This is a genomic window from Methylobacterium sp. P1-11 (assembly GCF_008329595.1).
Taxonomy (GTDB): domain Bacteria; phylum Pseudomonadota; class Alphaproteobacteria; order Rhizobiales; family Beijerinckiaceae; genus Methylobacterium.
The window spans coordinates 59,224-77,539 of record NZ_NPKS01000019.1 but is presented as its reverse complement, the minus strand read 5'-3'; the positions used below and the strand labels follow the sequence as shown (position 1 = coordinate 77,539).

At 68.5% G+C, this 18,316-nt stretch carries 20 protein-coding genes and 1 tRNA gene; 11 read left to right on the top strand and 10 right to left on the bottom strand.

The window, feature by feature from the left end; genetic code table 11:
- Positions 1 to 208 precede the first annotated feature (208 nt).
- Entirely contained in the window at positions 209 to 1,417 is a 1,209-nt protein-coding gene (locus CIW48_RS19615; protein WP_149312267.1) for an acetyl-CoA C-acetyltransferase, read from the top strand.
- Between the two features lie 121 nt (positions 1,418 to 1,538).
- On the top strand, positions 1,539 to 2,045 hold the full coding sequence (locus CIW48_RS19610) for a hypothetical protein (protein WP_091781776.1): 507 nt from the start codon (positions 1,539 to 1,541) through the stop codon (positions 2,043 to 2,045).
- 30 nt (positions 2,046 to 2,075) lie between these two features.
- Here CIW48_RS19610 and CIW48_RS19605 read toward each other — a convergent pair whose 3' ends face one another.
- Positions 2,076 to 2,855 carry an EAL domain-containing protein gene (locus CIW48_RS19605; protein WP_149312266.1) on the bottom strand — a complete coding sequence of 260 codons (780 nt, stop codon included), beginning with the start codon at positions 2,853 to 2,855 and terminating at the stop codon, positions 2,076 to 2,078.
- 113 nt (positions 2,856 to 2,968) lie between these two features.
- On the opposite strand from CIW48_RS19605, the gene CIW48_RS19600 reads away from it, so the two are divergent.
- Positions 2,969 to 5,170: a 3-hydroxyacyl-CoA dehydrogenase NAD-binding domain-containing protein gene (locus CIW48_RS19600; protein ID WP_149312265.1), complete on the top strand. Its 2,202-nt coding sequence runs from the start codon at positions 2,969 to 2,971 to the stop codon at positions 5,168 to 5,170.
- Here CIW48_RS19600 and CIW48_RS19595 read toward each other — a convergent pair.
- Positions 5,140 to 6,102 (bottom strand): LysR substrate-binding domain-containing protein, encoded by a 963-nt coding sequence (locus CIW48_RS19595; protein ID WP_246695333.1) that lies wholly within the window; start codon positions 6,100 to 6,102, stop codon positions 5,140 to 5,142. The two genes, CIW48_RS19600 and CIW48_RS19595, sit on opposite strands and share 31 nt — an antisense overlap.
- A 164-nt stretch (positions 6,103 to 6,266) precedes the next feature.
- Between CIW48_RS19595 and CIW48_RS19590 the strand changes: the two genes are divergently transcribed.
- A complete protein-coding gene (locus CIW48_RS19590) occupies positions 6,267 to 7,175 on the top strand; it encodes an amino acid ABC transporter substrate-binding protein (protein ID WP_149312263.1) in 909 nt (302 codons plus the stop codon).
- Positions 7,176 to 7,190: 15 nt separating this feature from the next.
- Positions 7,191 to 8,249, top strand: coding sequence for a GntG family PLP-dependent aldolase (locus CIW48_RS19585; protein ID WP_149312262.1), 1,059 nt, complete (start codon positions 7,191 to 7,193; stop codon positions 8,247 to 8,249).
- Positions 8,250 to 8,255: 6 nt separating this feature from the next.
- Here the strand turns inward: CIW48_RS19585 and CIW48_RS19580 are convergent, their stop codons facing one another.
- The 5 genes from CIW48_RS19580 to CIW48_RS34090 all read right to left on the bottom strand — a co-directional run bounded on the left by CIW48_RS19580 (position 8,256) and on the right by CIW48_RS34090 (position 12,984).
- On the bottom strand, positions 8,256 to 9,125 hold the full coding sequence (locus CIW48_RS19580) for a 3'-5' exonuclease (RefSeq protein WP_149312261.1): 870 nt from the start codon (positions 9,123 to 9,125) through the stop codon (positions 8,256 to 8,258).
- A gap of 72 nt (positions 9,126 to 9,197) precedes the next feature.
- Positions 9,198 to 11,630 (bottom strand): NAD-dependent DNA ligase LigA, encoded by a 2,433-nt coding sequence (gene ligA / locus CIW48_RS19575; protein WP_149312260.1) that lies wholly within the window; start codon positions 11,628 to 11,630, stop codon positions 9,198 to 9,200.
- Between the two features lie 64 nt (positions 11,631 to 11,694).
- Entirely contained in the window at positions 11,695 to 11,946 is a 252-nt protein-coding gene (locus CIW48_RS34100; RefSeq protein ID WP_246695332.1) for a hypothetical protein, read from the bottom strand.
- A gap of 51 nt (positions 11,947 to 11,997) precedes the next feature.
- Complete coding sequence (locus CIW48_RS34095) at positions 11,998 to 12,435, bottom strand: hypothetical protein (RefSeq protein ID WP_246695331.1); 438 nt, start codon at positions 12,433 to 12,435, stop codon at positions 11,998 to 12,000.
- 48 nt (positions 12,436 to 12,483) lie between these two features.
- On the bottom strand, positions 12,484 to 12,984 hold the full coding sequence (locus CIW48_RS34090) for an MFS transporter (protein WP_246695330.1): 501 nt from the start codon (positions 12,982 to 12,984) through the stop codon (positions 12,484 to 12,486).
- Between the two features lie 130 nt (positions 12,985 to 13,114).
- On the opposite strand from CIW48_RS34090, the gene CIW48_RS19565 reads away from it, so the two are divergent.
- The 6 genes from CIW48_RS19565 (at position 13,115) to CIW48_RS19540 (ending at position 15,481) form a co-directional block, all read left to right on the top strand.
- Positions 13,115 to 13,858 (top strand): 4'-phosphopantetheinyl transferase superfamily protein, encoded by a 744-nt coding sequence (locus CIW48_RS19565; RefSeq protein ID WP_149312259.1) that lies wholly within the window; start codon positions 13,115 to 13,117, stop codon positions 13,856 to 13,858.
- 58 nt (positions 13,859 to 13,916) lie between these two features.
- Positions 13,917 to 13,993 (top strand) — tRNA-Pro (locus tag CIW48_RS19560).
- Between the two features lie 391 nt (positions 13,994 to 14,384).
- Entirely contained in the window at positions 14,385 to 14,645 is a 261-nt protein-coding gene (locus CIW48_RS19555) for a hypothetical protein (RefSeq protein ID WP_149312258.1), read from the top strand.
- Positions 14,646 to 14,829: 184 nt separating this feature from the next.
- Positions 14,830 to 15,036, top strand: coding sequence for a hypothetical protein (locus tag CIW48_RS19550; RefSeq protein WP_149312257.1), 207 nt, complete (start codon positions 14,830 to 14,832; stop codon positions 15,034 to 15,036).
- Between the two features lie 4 nt (positions 15,037 to 15,040).
- Positions 15,041 to 15,223: a hypothetical protein gene (locus CIW48_RS19545; RefSeq protein ID WP_149312256.1), complete on the top strand. Its 183-nt coding sequence runs from the start codon at positions 15,041 to 15,043 to the stop codon at positions 15,221 to 15,223.
- A 12-nt stretch (positions 15,224 to 15,235) separates the two neighbouring features.
- Entirely contained in the window at positions 15,236 to 15,481 is a 246-nt protein-coding gene (locus CIW48_RS19540; RefSeq protein ID WP_149312255.1) for a hypothetical protein, read from the top strand.
- A gap of 31 nt (positions 15,482 to 15,512) precedes the next feature.
- On the opposite strand, the gene CIW48_RS19535 is transcribed toward CIW48_RS19540, so the two are convergent.
- From CIW48_RS19535 to CIW48_RS19525, 3 genes are all read right to left on the bottom strand, one after another.
- Positions 15,513 to 15,971, bottom strand: a complete 459-nt coding sequence (locus CIW48_RS19535; protein ID WP_149312254.1) for a hypothetical protein — start codon at positions 15,969 to 15,971, stop codon at positions 15,513 to 15,515.
- Positions 15,972 to 16,130: 159 nt separating this feature from the next.
- Positions 16,131 to 16,328 carry a hypothetical protein gene (locus CIW48_RS19530; protein ID WP_149312253.1) on the bottom strand — a complete coding sequence of 66 codons (198 nt, stop codon included), beginning with the start codon at positions 16,326 to 16,328 and terminating at the stop codon, positions 16,131 to 16,133.
- Between the two features lie 815 nt (positions 16,329 to 17,143).
- Positions 17,144 to 18,232, bottom strand: coding sequence for a phytanoyl-CoA dioxygenase family protein (locus tag CIW48_RS19525; RefSeq protein ID WP_149312252.1), 1,089 nt, complete (start codon positions 18,230 to 18,232; stop codon positions 17,144 to 17,146).
- Positions 18,233 to 18,316 lie beyond the last annotated feature (84 nt).

Below are 18,316 nucleotides of genomic sequence, written 5' to 3'. Positions count from 1 at the left end.
GCTGCGGGGATCTTCCCGCGCCGGCGTGATCGGTGCCGCCCCCGGACGATCACTGCCAAATCATTGCTGCTGTCACGCGCCTTTCGCCAGCGCCCTGCTTTCGGGGCTGGCGGAGGGTGCGCGCGCCGTGGCAGACTGGCGCGAACCGAGACGGCCCTGTAAGGCCGCGTCGCCGACCGGCGAAGATCGACGCCCCGGGGGAGTGCTGATGACGGACGCCTTCATCTACGACCACGTTCGCACGCCGCGCGGGCGCGGCAAGGCGGACGGCTCCCTCCACGAAGTCACCGCCCTGCGGCTGGCCGAGACGGCGCTCCGCGCGCTCAAGGACCGCAACGGCCTCGACACGAGCCTCGTCGACGACGTGGTGCTGGGCTGCGTCGATCCGGTCGGCGAAGCGGGGGGCGACATCGCCCGCGCCGCCGCACTGGTGGCCGATTACGGCGCGCATGTCCCGGGCGTGCAGATCAACCGCTTCTGTGCCTCCGGTCTCGACGCCGTGAACTTCGCCGCCGCGCAGGTCATGAGCGGCCAGCACGAGATGGCGGTGGGCGGCGGTGTCGAATCGATGAGCCGCATCGGCATCGGCGCATCGGGCGGCGCATGGCCGGTGGACCCGGCGATCGCCATCAAGTCCTACTTCATGCCGCAGGGCGTGTCGGCGGATCTGATCGCCACCAAGTACGGCTTCAACCGGGACGATTGCGACGCCTATGCGGTGCGCTCGCAGGAGCGCGCGGCGAAGTCCTGGGGTGAGGGCCTGTTCGACCGCTCCGTGGTTCCGGTCCGCGACGTGAACGGCATCACGCTCCTCGACCGCGACGAGCATATGCGTCCCGGCACCGACATGCAGTCGCTGGCCGCGCTGAAGGCCTCCTTCGTGCAGATGGGCCAGATGGGCGGCTTCGACGCCGTTGCGACGGACGCGCATCCGGACGTCGAGACGGTCGAGCACGTCCACCATGCCGGCAACTCCTCCGGCATCGTGGATGGCGCGGCCGCCGTGCTGATCGGCTCCCGGGCGGCCGGCGAGGCGGCGGGGCTGCGCCCGCGCGGCCGGATCCGCGCCTTTGCCAATATTGGCTCGGACCCGGCCCTGATGCTCACGGGCCCGGTGGACGTCACCCGCAAGGTCCTGGCGAAGTCGGGCCTGAGCCTGTCGGATATCGACCTGTTCGAGGTCAACGAGGCCTTCGCGGCGGTCGTCCTGCGCTTCTGCCAGGCCTTCGACCTCGACCCGGAGGCGGTCAACGTGAACGGCGGCGCGATCGCCCTCGGCCACCCGCTGGGCGCCACCGGCGCGATGATCCTCGGCACGGCGCTCGACGAACTGGAGCGGACCGGCAAGGAGCGCGCGCTGATCACGCTGTGCATCGGCGCCGGCATGGGCACCGCGACCATCATCGAGCGGGTGTGAACCACCGCGTGTGAGGGAGCGGCGCACCGCCGCTCCCCAAAGTCCGGGAACGCTGCTAGAGGCGCGGGCGACGTCCGGCCCCATCATTGGGCCGGACGATAAAACAACGGGAGACAAGCCCTTGAACCGCCTGATTGCGACGCTCTGTCTGGGCGTCACCCTGAGCCTGCCGGTCGCTGCACGTGCCGATGAAGCCGCGGACCGCGTCGCCGCGGCCACGACGCTGGTCAACAAGACCCTGATCAAGAACCTCCAGACCGGGTTCAACGTTGCCCTGGAGAAGACCGTGGCGCCGATGCCGGAGGCCCGTGCCGAGGCCGTGCGCAAGGAATTGCTGGACGAGTTCGAGAAGCAGCGGACCCTCATGGTCCAGGGACTGTCGAAGGATTACGCCGAGAAGTTCAGCCTCACCGAGCTGAAGCATCTCGACGAGATCTACTCCGATCCGACCTACCTCAAGTTCCAGACGATGAACGCCGATCCGAACTCGTCGGTGACGGCGATCTCGCAGAACTCCGTCACCAAGCTGCTCAACATGCTGGCGGTCGCTTCAGCGACGGACAACACCCCGAAGCCAGGCGCCGCGCCGGTGCCGCCGATTGCGGCGCCGGCTCCGGCCCCGAAATAGGCGATGGAGGCCGCGCGTGTCGGGCCGGCCTCAGGCTGCACGCGCGGCCGCCACGGGTGTGAAGCCCGCGACCCGGGGCAACGCCTGCAGAAGGGGCTTGGCGAAGTGATAGCCCTGAACCAGCGTGATCCCGATGCTGCGCAGAGCCTCGAGCTCCGCCGCGGTCTCAACCCCCTCGGCGAGCACCGTCACGTCGAGGGCGCGAGCGATGGCAACGACACCGGAGACGATGGCGTATCGTCCGGCATCGCTGTCGAGGCCGCGCAGCACGTCCATGTCGATCTTAATGAGGTCGGGGCGGAAATTGGCAAGCAGGCTCAGGCCCGCGAAGCCCGCGCCGAAATCGTCGAGGGCGGTCAGGAAGCCCTGCTTCCGATAGGCGGCGACGATGCCCTTGACGTGATCGAGGTCCCGGAAGCGTTCCTGCTCGGTGAACTCGAACATGATCCGTCGGTGCTCGAAGTCGATGCGCCGCGCCGCCTCCAGCGAGGCGCGGATGCAGGCATTCGGCTCGTAGACCGCGTTTGGCATGAAGTTGATCGAGAGCCGCGTGGCGCTGTCGCGCGGAAACAGCGCGCCTGCGAGTTCAATCGCCTTCACGCGGGCGACCTGATCGAACTGGTAGCGGGTCTCGTCGGTCACCCGATCGAGGATCGTGTAGGCCGGCTCGCCGCTCGGGCCGCGCACCAGCGCCTCATAGGCCCAGACGGTGTCGTCCGCGAGGTCGAGGATCGGCTGGAAGGCCATCGTGAAGTCGAAGTCGAGCTTGGTGCCGGCGCGACAGGCGCGGCAGCCGGAATCCTTCGTCATGTGCGGCTTTCGGTGATTGCCCCCGGCGAGCGGACAATGGGCGGCCGCGCTCAACACAACCTTAACGCAAGCGCGCCGGCGGATCGTCGGCGAAACCCAGGGAGGACGGCACCGTGACGCTGACCGATTTCCGTTTCGAGACCGATCCCGACGGCATCGCTCTGGCGATCTGGGACATGCCCGGCCGCTCGATGAACGTGATCACCGAACGCGTGATGGACCAGCTCGAGCAGGTCATTGGGCAGGTCGCGTCCGACCCGGCGATCAAGGGTTGCGTCATCGCCACCGGCAAGGACAATTTCTCCGGCGGCGCCGACCTCACCATGCTCCAGGGGCTCGGCCGGGCCTACGAGCAGCTGAAGGCCGAGCAGGGCGAGGAGGTGGCGATGCGCCACTTCTTCGAGGCCTCCCGGCGCCTGTCGCTGCTGTTCCGGCGGCTGGAGACCTGCGGCAAGCCCTTCGCGGCGGCGATCCAGGGCCTGTGCCTGGGCGGCGCCTTCGAGCTCGCGCTGTCGTGCCATTACCGGGTCGCCTCAGACGACGGGAAGACCCGGGTCGGCCTGCCGGAGATCAAGGTCGGCCTGTTTCCGGGCGGCGGCGGCACGCAGCGGGTCGCCCGGCTGATGCAGACCGGCGACGCCCTCCAGATGCTGTTCAAGGGCGAGCAGATCCGCGCGCCCATGGCCAAGGGCATGGGGCTGATCCACGCCGTGGCCCCGCAGGCCGAGATCGTCGAGCGCGCCAAGGCCTGGATCCGCGAGGGCGGCTCCGCGGTGGCCCCTTGGGACGTGCCGAAGTTCAAGGCCCCGTCTGGCAAGGTCTATTCGCCGGCCGGCATGATGATCTGGCCGCCGGCCAACGCGATCTACCGGCGCGAGACCCACGACAATTACCCGGCCGCCAAGGCGATCCTGGCCTCCGTCTACGAGGGTCTGCAACTGCCGATGGACCTCGCCCTGCGGGTCGAGAGCCGGTACTTCGCCCACATCCTCCGATCGACCGAGGCGGCGGCGATGATCCGCACGCTGTTCATCTCCATGGGCGAGCTGAACAAGGGCGCCCGCCGGCCGAAGGACGTGCCGGCCACCAATCTGCGCAAGGTCGGCGTGATCGGTGCCGGCTTCATGGGCGCGGGCGTGGCCTACGTCACCGCGCAGGCGGGTCTCGAGGTGGTGCTGATCGACCAGTCGGTCGAGGCCGCCGAGAAGGGCAAGGCCTACGCCCACACGCTCATCACCGGCCAGATCAACAAGGGCCGGGCCAAGACCGCCGACCGCGATGCCTTGCTCGGCCGGATCACCGCCACGGCGGATTACAGCGCGCTTGCCGAATGCGACCTCGTGATCGAGGCCGTCTTCGAGGATCCGAAGGTGAAGGCCGAGGTGATCCAGAAGGTCGAGGCGGTAATCCGCCCCGACGCGATCTTCGCCTCCAACACCTCGACCCTGCCGATCACCGGGCTGGCGAAGGGCTCGCAGCGCCCGGCGCAGTTCGTGGGCATCCACTTCTTCTCACCCGTGGAGAAGATGATGCTCGTCGAGATCATCAAGGGCGAGGCGACCGGGGACGCGGCGCTCGCCACCGCCCTCGACTACGTGCGCCTGATAAAGAAGACGCCGATTGTGGTGAACGATGCCCGCGGCTTCTTCGCCAACCGCTGCGTCGGCGCCTACATCCTCGAAGGGCACAAGATGCTGGCCGAGGGCGTGCCGCCCGCGATGATCGAGAGCGCCGGGCGGCAAGCAGGCATGCCGGTCGGGCCCCTGTCGCTCAACGACGAGGTTGCCCTCGACCTCGTGCTCAAGATCGCCAAGGCCACCGAGGCCCAGGTGGGGCAGGGCGCCGTGGACCCGGCGCAGAAGGCGATCCTCGCCGAGATGGTCGAGAACCAGGGTCGCCTCGGCCGCAAGAACCGCAAGGGCTTCTACGATTATCCGGAGGGCGCGCCGAAGCGCCTCTGGCCCGGCCTCAAGGATCTGCAGCCGAACCGCCTCGATCCCGATTCCGTCGACTTCACCGAGCTGAAGCAGCGGCTCTTGGTGGTGCAGGCGCTGGAGGCGGCCCGCACGGTAGGCGAGGGCGTAGTCACCGACCCGCGCGAGGCCGATGTCGGCTCGATCCTCGGCTTCGGCTTCGCGCCGTTCACCGGTGGCGCCTTGTCCTACATCGACTTCATGGGCGCGGCGGCGTTCGTCGACCTTGCGCGAAAGCTCGAGGCCAAGCACGGGCCCCGGTTCCGTGTGCCGGACAACCTGTCTGCGATGGCCGAGCGTGGCAGCACCTTCTACGCGGGGGCCGAGAAGCGCGCCGCCTGAGGTCGACTGGCCGGACGCCCGTTCGCGGCGTCCGGGAGCTGGGCGAGTTCCTCCAAGAGGATTGCCCGCGCGCAGGCGCCGAAGGCCCGCATCAGCCGGCCCCGGGCGTGGTCGGGCGGAAACAGCAGCGCGAAATGCACCGGAAGGGCGGGGGCGAAGGGTCGGATCGCGATCGGCGAGACCTTCGCCTCCTCATAGGCGGCCAGCGGGTTCATCACGCTGACCCCGAGCCCGCCCGAGACCAGGGTGCAGATCGACGCGCCGAGGCCCGCCTCGGCGGTGATGGTCAGGTCGACGTCGGCCGCTTCGAAGATGGCCTCGGTCCGGCTGCGCAGGGCGCTCCCGAGCGAGGAGGCGATGAAGGGAACGCCGCGAAAATCCTCGGGTGCGAGCGTGGTCCGCGCAGTGAGCGGATGATCCTGCGGCAGGACGGCGACGCAGGCGCGCGTCTCGACCTGTTCCAGGCGAGCTTCCGGGGCTTCGCCGTAGAGCATTGTCAGCGCCGCATCGCAGAAGCCGGTGGCGACCCACTCGTTCACGGTCCCGTCGTCGCCGGAATGGATCGCCACGATCACGTCCGGATGCGCGGCGCGGAAGCGCACGACTGCCCGCGCGAGGAGCCCTCCCGCCAGACGCGGCATCGCCGCCACACGCAGCCGCTCGGCGCCGAAGGCACGGATCCGTGCGGCCGCTGATTCGAGGCTCGTGAGGCCCACGAAGGCGCGCTCGACCTCTGCGTGGAAGCGCGTCCCGTCGAGGGAAGGGACAACACGGCTCCCGCTCCGATCGAACAGGGGCAGGCCCGTGATCGCCTCCAGCTGCGCGATCAGGCGGCTCACCTGCGGCTGCGAGGTGTGGAGCCGGCGGCTCGCCTCGGTCATCGACCCGGTGGCCATCACGGCCCGAAAGGCCTCGATGTGCCGGAAGGACATGCGCCGTCCGGCCATATCAGATCCGTATGCTCGGCGGGTGAATCGGCATTGGACGATGGCGCGCGGCCGCTCCTAGGATCGTGCGGCAAAGCTTCCGGCCGAGTCCGGGGCGGGACGATGGTTCGGTGCTTCGCCGGGTCAGACATAACGAGGGGGTTCGGATCATGTCGAGGACGCTGTCGCTTCTGCTGGCCTCCCTATGCTGGGCCGGGCTTGCCGCACCGTCCTTTGCGGAGGGGCGCCTCGACAAGATCCGCGCGACCGGACAGATCAGCCTCGGCTTCCCGGACGCGTCGCCGCCCTTCGGCTTCCTCGATCAGAATGCCAAGCCGGTGGGCTATTCGCTTGAGATATGCGAGCACGTCGCGCAGAAGCTCAAGGTGACGCTTGGCCTGCCCAAGCTCGACGTGCGGCACGTGCCGGTGATGTCGGCGACGCGGATCCCGCTGATCAACAACGGCACGATCGATCTGGAATGCGGCACCGCCAGCAATCTGCCCGAGCGGCACAAGCTGGTCTCGTTCGCGCCGACCACCTTCGTTGCGCAGGTGGTGCTGGTCGCCAGGAAGGACACGCCGGTGGATGTCGACGACATCGCCTCGTTCCGCGGCAAGTCCATTGCGGCGCAGGCCGGTGGCGAGACCCAGCGCGTCGCCACCCGGATCAATGTCCGCGACAAGCTCGACATCCAGGTGATGCCGGCCAAGGACACCGCGGAAGTATTCCTGCTCGTCGAGACCGGCCGCGCCACGGGCGCCATCAACGACGACGCCCTGGCCCACGCGACGGTGGCGGGCGCCAAGCGGCCGGCGGATTACAAGATCGGCACCAAGGGCCTGGAATTCGCACCCTACGGCATCCTGGAGCCGAAGGACGACCCAGCCTTCAAGGCGGCCGTCGACAAGGTGGTGATCGAGCTGATCCAGGACGGCACCGTGAGCCGCCTCTACAGCCGCTACTTCGAGCAGCCGATCCCGCCCAGGGGCATCAACCTTGAGCTGCCGATGAGCGACGTTCTCAAGCGGGCCCTGGCCCATCCGACCGATTCCGGTGACGAGGCCGCGTATCGATAGGGCGGCGAGAGCGAGATGCGAAACGATCAGACCCAAGCGGCGGGGACACCGGCCGTCGTCGACCTGCGCAGCGACACGGTCACGTTGCCGACTGACGCGATGTACGCGCGGATGCGGACGGCGCCGCTGGGCGACGACGGGCTCGACGCGGACCCGACGGCCTGCGCGCTGGAGGAGACCGCCGCCGCGATGCTCGGCAAGGCGGCCGGCCTGTTCGTGCCGAGCTGCACGATGGGCAATCTTCTGGCGATCCTGGCCCAGGTTCAGCGCAGCGAGCAGGTCCTGCTCGAGGCCCAGGCCCACATGCTTCACACCGAGCGCGGGGCCGCCACTCTGACGGGTGCGTTCCTGTACGGGATCGGCGGCACGGACGGCGCCATGGACCTCGACCGGCTGGAGGATGCCCTCCGGCCGGGCGCGAGCCCGCTGCGGACGGCCATGATCGCGCTGGAGACCTCGCACAACGCTGCCGGCGGCACCGTGCTGCCGCCGGACCATATGGCCGCGGTGGCGAGCGTCGCACGGGCGCGCGGCATCCCGGTCCATCTCGACGGGGCACGCCTGTTCAACGCTGCGACCCATCTCGGGGTCGCGCCGGCCACTCTCACCGCGCATGTCGACACCGTGTCACTGTGCCTGTCGAAGGGCCTGAGCGCCCCGGTCGGCGCGGTGCTCGCCGGCGACGGGCCGGTGATCGCGGCGGCGCGGCGCCTGCGGAAGATGATTGGCGGGACGCAGCGACAGGTGGGCATCGTGGCCGCGGCCGGCCTTGAGGCGATCACCGTCATGGGCGCGCGCCTCGCCGAGGATCATGACCGCGCCCGGCAGCTGAGCGACGGGTTGAATGCCCTGCCGCGCCTGTCGGCGAACGCGCCGCAGACCAACATCGTGCAGGTCGATCTCGGCCGGACCGGCCGCGACAGCACGCGCTGGGTCGCGGATCTGGACGCGGCCGGCATCCGCACGCGCCCGCTCGGCGAGCGGCGGCTGCGGCTCGTCACGCACCGGCACATCGCGGCTGATGATATCGTGCGCGCCTTGGCGGCCTTCCGCGCCTGCCTCGACGCGGCCTGAGCTGGGTCAGGCCGCGCCCGCGACCGGGGTCTTGCCTCCGAGCATCCGGGCGAGGAGGACGACGTCGCCGGCATTGTCCGAGAGCAGGTCGGTGATGTCGCCGACTTCCAGCGCCTTCACGTGGCGGCAGCGCATCCCGTAGCGACCGGCCGTGCAGGTGCAGCGCAGCTGCGGGCCGCCCGGTCGCTCCTCGAAACTGACGTGGTAGCGGTTGCCGGTCGATCCCCGCATGGCGAAGCGCAGGGCCGCGGGCTCGTCGCCGAAGGCCGCCAGAACCCGGCCGCTGATTGCCCCCGCGCTGCGACGCGGCACGGCCGGACCGCCAAGCGCCCGTGTGACCGGCAATCCGAGCGCGGCCGCGAGGGCGTGCACGTCCGCGACCGCCCGCTCGCGCATCGCGGCCAGCGCGATCTCCGCGCAGGCATAGGCGTCCTCGCCGGCATCGTGGTGCTCGAAGTGGATGCCGAGGCGTCGCGCCACCTTGCCGAGCCCGCAACCCTCCGGAGCGGGAAAGGCCCGGCGCGACACCTGGACGGTGCAGAGATAGGCCAGATCGGGGACCGGCAAGCCCGCCCGCGTCAGGCCGGCGCGCAGGACGCCGATATCGAAGCTCGCGTTGTGCGCCAGGATCAGACCGCGGCCGAGATCGCCGAGATAGGGCGCCATCACGCCGGCGAAATCGGGCTTGTCGGCGACGTCGGCCGGCAGGATGCCGTGCACGCGAATGTTGCCGGGCGCGAACCGCAACTCGGGCGGCCGGATCAGGTGGCTCTCGCGGCGCACGACTCGGCCATCCGCGATCCAGGCGAGACCCACCGCGCAGGCGCTGTCACGCCGCTCGTTGGCCGTCTCGAAGTCGAGGGCCAGGACCGTCATCGCGGTTTAACCGTGCCGGGTGTGAGTTCTCGGGGTGTTCTCCGAGCGGTCTAGGCCGCCACGACTCGGGCTTCAACCCTGCGCCACCATCGCCAGCCAATCATCTTCCGAGACGACGCGGACGCCGTGCTTCTCGGCATCCTTCAGCTTCGAGCCCGCCCCCGGGCCGGCCACCACGAGGTCGGTCTTGGCCGAGACCGAGCCCGAGACCTTCGCGCCGAGGCGCTCGGCCACGGCCTTGGCTTCGTTGCGGGTCATCTTCTCCAGGGTTCCGGTGAAGACCACGGTCTTCCCCGCGAAGGCGGAGGCCGAGGCGGCCTGCTCCATCGGCTCAACCGCGACCGCGTCGAGCAGCGCCGCGACGGCGTCGGAATTGTGCGGCTCGGAAAAGAACAGGATCAGGGCATCGGTCGCCACCGGGCCGATCTCACCATCGTCGGCGAAGACCCGGTAGGCATCCCCGGGGCGCTGTGCCGCCGCCCGCGTGATCGCCGCGCGCACCGCGTCGGCATCGCCGTAGTGGCCGAGGAGGTTCTCGCGCTGAACGGTGCTCAGGCGCGCCCGCTCCTTGGCCGGCGCCGCCTCGTCCTCCGGGAAGCCGAGATCGAGCAGACGGTCCCGGGTGGTGCCCCCGACGCGCGGCACGGCGGTGAGCTCGATCCAGTCGGGACCGGGCTGAGCCGCCGAGGCCTCGCGGATCGCCGTGATCAGCGTCGGCATGTCGGTAAAACGCTTCGCCAGTGCCTTGGCGGTCGCCTCGCCGATCTGCGGGATGCCGAGTGCGAAGAGCAGGCGGTTCATCGGCACCGCGCGGCGCGCCTCGACGGCGGCGAGCAGGTTCTTGATCGCTTTGTCGTCCTCCTCGCCCTTCTTCTTGGCGGCTTTCTTGGGCGGCTCGGCCGTTGCGGCTTCTGTGCGCCGCTCGGCTGACAGTGCCTCGCGCCGCGCCACGATGGCGGCCTTGAGCGTCTCGAAATCGAGTCGGAACAGGTCGGCGGGCTGGCGCACGAGCCCGGCCTCGAACAGGACCTCGATGTAGGTCTCGCCGAAACCTTCGATGTCGAAGCCGTTGCGCGACACGAAGTGCTTCATCCGCTCGACGCCCTGCGCCGGACAGATCAGTCCGCCGGTGCAGCGCCGCACCGCGTCGGGCCGGCCGGTGCGCGGGTTGATGGCGCGGACGGCGCGGCTGCCGCAGGCCGGGCAGGTCTCCGGGAACGCGTAGGGCTGCGACCCGGCCGGGCGCTTGGTGAGATCGACATCCATCACCTTCGGGATGACGTCCCCGGCCCGGACCACCGTGACCGTGTCGCCGACGCGGATGTCGCGGCCGTCACGGATCGGCTCGCCGTCGGCGCCGACGCCCTTCACGTAGCCCTCGTTGTGGAGAGTGGCGTTGGACACGACGACGCCGCCCACCGTCACGGGTCGGAGCTTGGCCAGCGGGTTCAGCGAGCCGGTGCGGCCGACATTGATGACGATGTCCTCGAGTATCGTCGTCGCTTCCTGCGCGGCGAATTTGTGGGCGAGCGCCCAGCGCGGCGAGCGCGAGACGAAGCCGAGCCGCTTCTGCAAGCCGAGATCGTCGACCTTGTAGACGACGCCGTCGATGTCGTAGCCGAGCCCCGCCCGGTCCGCCTCGATGCGGCGGTAATGGGCGAGCATCGCCTCCATGTCGGTGAAGGTCTCGGTACGTGGGTTCACCGGCAGCCCCCAGGACGTGAAGCACTGGAGCGCGCCGGATTGCGTATCGGCGATCGGCGCCGACAGCTCGCCCCAGGCATAGGCGAAGAATCGCAGCGGGCGGGACGCGGTGATCCCGGGATCGAGCTGGCGCAGGCTGCCAGCGGCGGCGTTGCGCGGGTTGGCGAAGAGCGGCTTGCCGGCCGCTTCCTGGCGGGCATTGATGGCGGCGAAATCGGCGTGGGACAGGTAGACCTCCCCGCGCACCTCGCAGATCTCCGGCCAACCGGACCCCGAAAGCGTCGCCGGGATGTCCTGCACCGTGCGGGCATTGGCCGTGACGTTCTCGCCGACCTCGCCGTCGCCGCGGGTGGCGGCGGTTTCGAGCCGCCCGTTCACATAGCGAAGCGACAGGGACAGACCGTCGATCTTGGGCTCAGCCGTGAAGGTGAGGGGCGTCGCCTCGGGCCAGCCGAGGAAGCGGCGCACGCGCGCGACGAACTCGGCCACCTCCGCATCGTCGAAAGCGTTGCCCAGCGACAGCATGGGCACGGCATGCCGCACCTTGCCGAATTTTTCAGAGGGCTTGGCGCCGACCGACGTGCTGGCCGCCCCGGTGCCGGCGAGATCCGGATAAAGGGCCTCGATCGCCTCCATGCGACGGCGCAGCTTGTCGTACTCGGCGTCCGAGATCTCGGGCGCATCCTCTTGGTAGTAGAGGCGATCGGCCTCCAGAATCGCGTCCGAGAGACGCGCATACTCGGCGCGCGCTTCCTCGGCGCCGAGGTCGAGATCGAGCGGTTCGGATTTCGTGACGGCCATGCCGGGGTTCTAACGCATCGGCGGCCGAGGGGGAGTCGCCCGCAGCGTACAGTCCCCGCTTCCCTCAAGCGCTGGAGCCGAGCAGATCGCCGCGTCCCGCCATCCGGAAGGCCGCCAGGAACGTCGCGCCGACGAGGCCGGCGACCGTTTGCAGCGGCAGCACCGGTGCCAGCCAGCCCGCAACCGCGGTGCCGGCAACGGAGCCGAGATTCATGGTCGCCAAGTAGACCTCGAACTGCGTGGCCGCGCCTGGGTGCCCGCGACTCGCCTGCAGCGGGGCCGGCATGAGGGCGACGATCAGCAGGCCGGGCAGCATGCTGGTAAGCCAGGATCATCGGTCCCGCGGCCCCGACGAGGCCGGCGTCGATCAGGGTCCCGGCCAGCAGGAAGGTGACGGCGCTCCCGAGAAGCAGGGTGCGCATGTGTGCGTCAGGCCCGGCACGTCCGGCCAGACGCCCACCGCGACGGCGCCGGCCGTGCCGCTCGCCAGCGTCAGCATCGCCCGCAGGCGCGAGAGACCGGCGGCCTCCCAGCCCTGGTGCTGGAAGAGGTCGATTGAGAACGGCCGTTCGAACAGCCCGAGCGCCGCGTCCAGGCCGAAGTACAGAGCGAGCAGCCGCAAGGCACGCGGCCGTTGAAGCGCGACGACGGTCCGGCGCAGGAAGCGCCGGAACGGGACGCGTCGCGGTGCCGGTCCGCGGCGTTCGAGCGACAGGAACGCGTCCATCGGCGCCTCGCGAACCAAGAGCGTTGGCAGGCTTGCGAGGAGCGCGGCGGCGAGCAGCCAGCGGGTGCTCGCCGCCAAGCCGCAGGTCGCGAGCATCCAGCCGAGGAGCGCGGCGCTGAGGTTGGTTCAGGCCACGAAGCCGGCGCGGGTGCAGGCGCTGACCCGGCCGAGTTCATGAGCCGGGACATGGTCCATGATCATCCGGTCGCAGGCGGTGTCGAGGAGGGACGCGAACAGGCTGTGGACGAGGAAGACCAAGCCCAGTGTACCGATTGCGTCGTCTCCGACGACGAGGAGGAGCGCCAGACTTGCGTGGCAGCCGAGGAGCGCGGCGATCGCGAAGGGCCGGCGCCGTCCCATCCGCGTATCGCCGGCCCGGTCCACCCACGGGCCCCAGAGGAGCGGCTGCAACGTCCAGGGCAGGTCCACCAGGGCGAAATGAAGGCCGACCTCGGCCGACGAAACGCCCTGCGCCGCGAGGTGGTTGGCAAGCGCGGTCAGGGAGAAGCCCGCGATCAGGCCCGGATTGAGACAGGTGACGAAGAACACCCCATAGCGGACGATCCCCCGGCCGAGATTCAGCCGTCGGGAGGGAAAGCTGCGGAGATCCGCGACGTCGAACGTCATGAAGTCCCGTGCTTCTTGCACGCGACAGGCCGGTTCCCGATGCTGCTCACACCGTCCTCACCGGATCATTGCCCGTGCCGTTTCGCCCTGCCGACGCTAGCGCCAACGCTCAGTCCCCGCGAGGCATCGCGTGAGCGCGGCTGAGGTCTGGGTCGTGGACCTCGCCCTCCGTCCGGGCGATCTCGACCGGTGCGGAGCCGTCCTCGACGGTGCGGAACGCCTGCGCGCCGACCGTTTCCTGCGGCCGGCCGATCGGGCGCGCTTCGTTGCCAGCCACGCGGCGCTCCGCCTGATCCTCGCCGATGCGCTCGGTGTCTTACCGGCCGCGGTCGAGATTGCGGTCGGCCCCAACGGCAAGCCGGAGCTTGCGGGCGCGGCGGAGGGCGTCTTGCAGTTCAACCTGTCGCATTCCGGTGAGCGTGCATTGATCGGCCTCGCGCGCGACACGCCGATCGGCGTCGATGTCGAAGCCGTGCGGCCAATGTCGGACGCGCTGCGTATCGCACGGGGGCATTTCGCCGCCGATGAGGTGTCTGCCCTGGCCAAAGCTCCGCTGAGCATGGTCGAGCGACGCTTTTTTGGCCTGTGGACGCGTAAGGAGGCTGTGGTGAAGGCGCTCGGCAGCGGTCTGTCGCTGCCCCTCGATCGGTTCAGCGTCAGCATCCCCCCCGATGTCCCGCGCCTTCTCCGGGCCGTCGGCGACGAATCCTGGGACCTGGACGGCCCCTGGACTCTGACCGATCTCGATTGCGGCGAAGACCATGTCGCCACGGCAGCGGTCCAAGCGGCCGAGGCAGCGGTCACATGTCACCGGCTCTCCGACGACTGGCCCGACCATCTCGGCCGAAAAGGCGTAACACCGCGCTTGCGGTAGGGGAAAGGCGCGGCTATACACCCGCTCGCCGGCCCTGGCGGTCACGCGGGTCGGCCTTCGGAGTGTAGCGCAGTCTGGTAGCGCACCACGTTCGGGACGTGGGGGTCGCAGGTTCAAATCCTGCCACTCCGACCAATACTTAGCTCTGTCCTAGATAGCTGGCCCGACAGTTATCCCGACAGAAACCGCCTATCTCTATCCATTAAACCTGTCGCCTGGGCCGCCGCTCACGGTGAGCTGACGGGCGTTTGGGGACAAGCGAATTGCTCGACACCGTCGCGGTCCTGATAATCCTCAACGCTGCCGGCCAAACCGTGGCACCTCCGATCACCATGGATCAGCGCTCGACCTATGCTGAATGTCAGCGACAGGCATCTGAGCGCCGGCCGACGCTGGACCCATACGTGCTGATGGCTCGCGAGAACGGGGTATAAGACGGCTGCCAGCGCGCACTTAGTTTGCCAGCGCGTCAGCAGATAGCGCTTCGCGATAGGCGCGACCGGACGCTAACCAAAGAGCCGAGCCCATGGCCAAGGATCCCCCGACCGTCTCCGAACTGCGCAAGGCGGCCGAGATCACCGACCAGGAGATCGACGCCGCGGTCGATGCCGTGCTCGCCGATCTGGCGACCGAGGCCTACCCGCTCGCGAGGGGCTGGACCCTCGACCTCGTCGAGACGCTCCGCACGAATACCCACGCCGCCGAAGCGCTGACTACCGAAAAGCCGGCATGGAAGCGGAACATGGTCCGGACCGCGATCCTGCTGGCGCACCCGGTGAAGGGATGAGCGAGGATGAACCCGACAGCTCTCGGATGGATGGCCGCAATCCTGGCGGTCGGACTGGCTCTCGGCTTCGAGGCATTCAGGCTCGGAGCATGGGCCGGGCTGGGCCTGTACGCCATGGCGATGATCGTCCTCGTGAACCCGCGCTTCTGGTGGCTAAGCCAACGACGAGCCGATAGGGGCAGTGGTGAGCGACGATCCCGCATCCGCGCCTGAACGCGCGGCGGCAGCCGAACGTCTCATGGAGCGGTTGAGTGGCTTCGCGCAGGGGATCGGGATGAGCGGCAATGAGGCGCGCGAGATCATAAAGCGCGTGATCGAGTCCGATCCGTCGGCCAGCGACGGCGACTTGATGGCCAAGGCGCGGACTTGGATGCTTATCGCGCTGGGGTAGCGGCATGCACGAAGACGATGATCCGATCCTCGAGGCGGCCGCGGCGCTGTGGGCATCTGGCGTAAGGGCCGTGCCGATCGGCGATGAGCTGGACCGCTGGCAGGTCGGCGATCTAATCTTCTCGGATTCCGAGCTGTGGCGCCTCGCCGCGAGCCGCGGGCTGGTCGAGGACGGTGACTCGCGATAGCTCGACGCCACCATGCCTTCCGAACCGAAAGCACCGATCCGTGGCCGTGCGCTCCAGGCCTTGCGCGCCGCGGCTGCCCAACCGCAAGGGCTCCGGCGCAGCGCCTATCCCAGCTACATGCCGGCCTTAGTCGACCTGGGCCTGATGGAGGAGCGCCACGTGCGTGGCCCGGGCCGATCGCAGCCTGCGTGGTTCCTCACCCGTGCCGGCCGCGAGATGCTCGCCGAGGTCGGCCGCGATGAGACGCGGTCGGAATGAGGCGCGATCGACAGGCAAGCCCGGCAGAACCTCACTCGGTGGCGCTCCGCGGCGGCCGCTCCCGCTTCCGCACGATCCGGGCGCGATCCCGAAGCGTGACCTCGTGCATCGGCCATTCCAGGCAGGCGGCCTCGAACGCAACGATCGCCATGGAGAGCGGATAGATCGTCGCCAGGTGCAGCTCGATGTTGCCGCCGGTCTCGCGCCAGACCTCAACCGTGTAAGGGACGCCCGGAGGAACCGGCGGGATCTGCTTCGCGGGCGGCAGCGTGATCGCGGCGAGGCACAGGTGCTCGTACTTCCGTGCGGGGGGCGCCCCGGGCGGGCGCTGGTAGCGGCACGAGGCCGTCAGGTGCCGGAGTAGGTCGATCGTCGAGATGTCGACCCCGTAGCGGCCGACCAGGTTGGCGACAGTGTAGCGGCCCGAACGCTTGCAGGTAGCGCAGTCGACATACACCCGACCGGGCACCGCATCCCCCAGGCGCCCCATTCTGGTGGCCCTCCGCTCGCGAACGAATACGGAACAAACCTGAGGCGACGGCTTCCTTCAAGGCGTCGGCGCCGACGATCTTCGCGACCGGTGGACGAATGTGAATGGCGGCCGATTTCGTTTGCCGCGACATCGGCTTGCGCGGAAAGGACGGTCGGATCAGAGCAGGCCGCCCGCCGGCCCGGCGGTCAACGTCTTGCCGGCGCGGGTCACGAGCTTCGAGAACGCAAACGCGGCGGCGGAAGCCTGAGCTTCGGATGGGAACGTCCGGTCCGATTCCATCACCGCCATATGCGCTGCGTCGAGCAGCACCCAGGTCCAGAGGTGGCGCCCGGTCGAACGGATCTCGAAGTGCATGGCTGGCTCGGTATGCGAGAGGACATACCGGCATGATGCACTGCGAAAAGACCAGCCGCGTTAATGGCTTGGCGGACGCAACAACCTGTGCCGCCTAAGACGTGGTTGCTCCCGACATCCTCGCAGATCACAGGCGCGATCAGCCAGAGGATGAGCGAAGTCCCATCGGTTTATCCTGTCGCCCACCGCCTACCTTTCCACAGGCCAGGCGGCCAGTTTGTTGACTGTGCGTCTCAGCGAGTTGTCCAAGCGTCCCAAATCCCGGCTCAAGTGGTCAATGAGAGCATATGTGGCGCGGAAGACACTGCGTGCACTATGTGAAAGCTGCATAGGCTTGCCTGCTATCGCGCTCCTATTGCTAAAGCTCGCCGCATGTTCCGTCTGCAAATAAAAGCCCTCGATTTGACCGTTTGGCGGTCGCCATCTCCGATGGAAACCCGAGCATTCGCCGAAGCTATGCAGATAGCTGACAGGATGGCGCAAGCATGCCAAAAAACAGCGACGGCTAATTGCAGCGCGACGAAGGCCTGGGTGATCGAAATCGTCGGCGAAACCGGAAACATATTTTATCGTTCGCCGGTGGCTTGGGCATGACCTTCAAGCTGATTGCGGCGCTATCTGCGCCCGTCATTACGACAGCGGTCACGCTAGTCTGGAGCGCGCTCGTCTCGCGGGGGCTCGTCGAGCGTCAAGCAGGCCCTGGATGGGACGACCGTCGAGATATCAGGACATGGTGAGCTTCGGCGGTGAAGCAGCGGGTTCAGCGCCCCTTGGCCGCGAACTCTCAGACCGGCGGCCCTGATTTGCCAGTGAAGCTAAGACGCGATCTTGCCACGTACCTTTATATCCGGGCTCGACGCACCACAGGTCGGTAGGCTCTCGACCGGACCATGAACGGCCGAGGTGCTCGCCGACAGGTCGTGGTAGCAGATGCAGCCTTCAGCGAAGTAGTGGTGCACCAGCGCTTTGCGGGAGCGCTGCATGTCCGCGCGGGCTGAGCCTCCATGCAGCAGGTTGGCGTGCCAGAACAGCACGTCGCCTTTACTCGCCGTGAAGTATTCAGGCTTCGCGTCGTGCTCCGCAATCTCGTGCTTGATGGCGGGTTCGTAGCGCTCGGAATAGGCGCTGTAGCCGCGCTCCCGGAAGTCGTCCGTGGAGATGCCGACGTCGTGGCTGAACAGGTACGGCAGTCGATGCGTGCCGGGGTAGTAGACCAGCGGCCCTGCATCCGCGTGGATGTCCTCCATCGCAATCCAGCAGGCGGCGAGATAGCCGAGCGGGTAGGTCGTCATGTGGATCGAGTCTGAGTGCTCGGATTGCTGGCTGCCCTTGTGCGAGGCAATCGTCTGGAACGGGATTGCTGGGCGGCCGAGCACCATGCTGCTGAAGTTGACCAGCACCGGGTGCTTCAGGAGGTGATCGAGTTCCTCAACCTTCAGGTGTGGGTTGAGGTAGCGGCCTGGGTGGGGATCATCCTCGGCGGCTTTTTCAGGGGCGAGCGTCAGGTCGCCGCGCGCGACCGCGGCCTCGTAGGCGCCCCAAGCTTCGTCGATCGTGTCCGGATCGATCGCGCCGCGCAGGACGTAGTAGCCGTGCTCTTCCCAGTACCGGCAGATCTCGGCCTGCTTGGGGCTAATTTCCCGTCGCGCCACGCGCCGCTCGATGATCTCCTTGGCATCGGGCTGATCGAGCCAGGGGCTCGGGCCGGCCTCGGGAAAGCTCTCGGCGCGGAAAACCTTGATGCAGCCGATGTCCACCGGCACATCGGCGTCGACAGTGTAGGATGGACCACGTGGCGGCTCTGGTGCGACAGGCAGCGCATCATCACGGCCGAGTGTGAGATTGCGCACAGTCGTCTTGACGGTGCGCGCAAGGTCCGCAGCTCGCGACAGTCCCTGAGCCATCTCTCTACCCTATCCCGCCGCGGCCATTGTTGCCGCGATCACAGAAGTCCCCACAACCCTAACGAGCCACCCGATCGCGGCGGA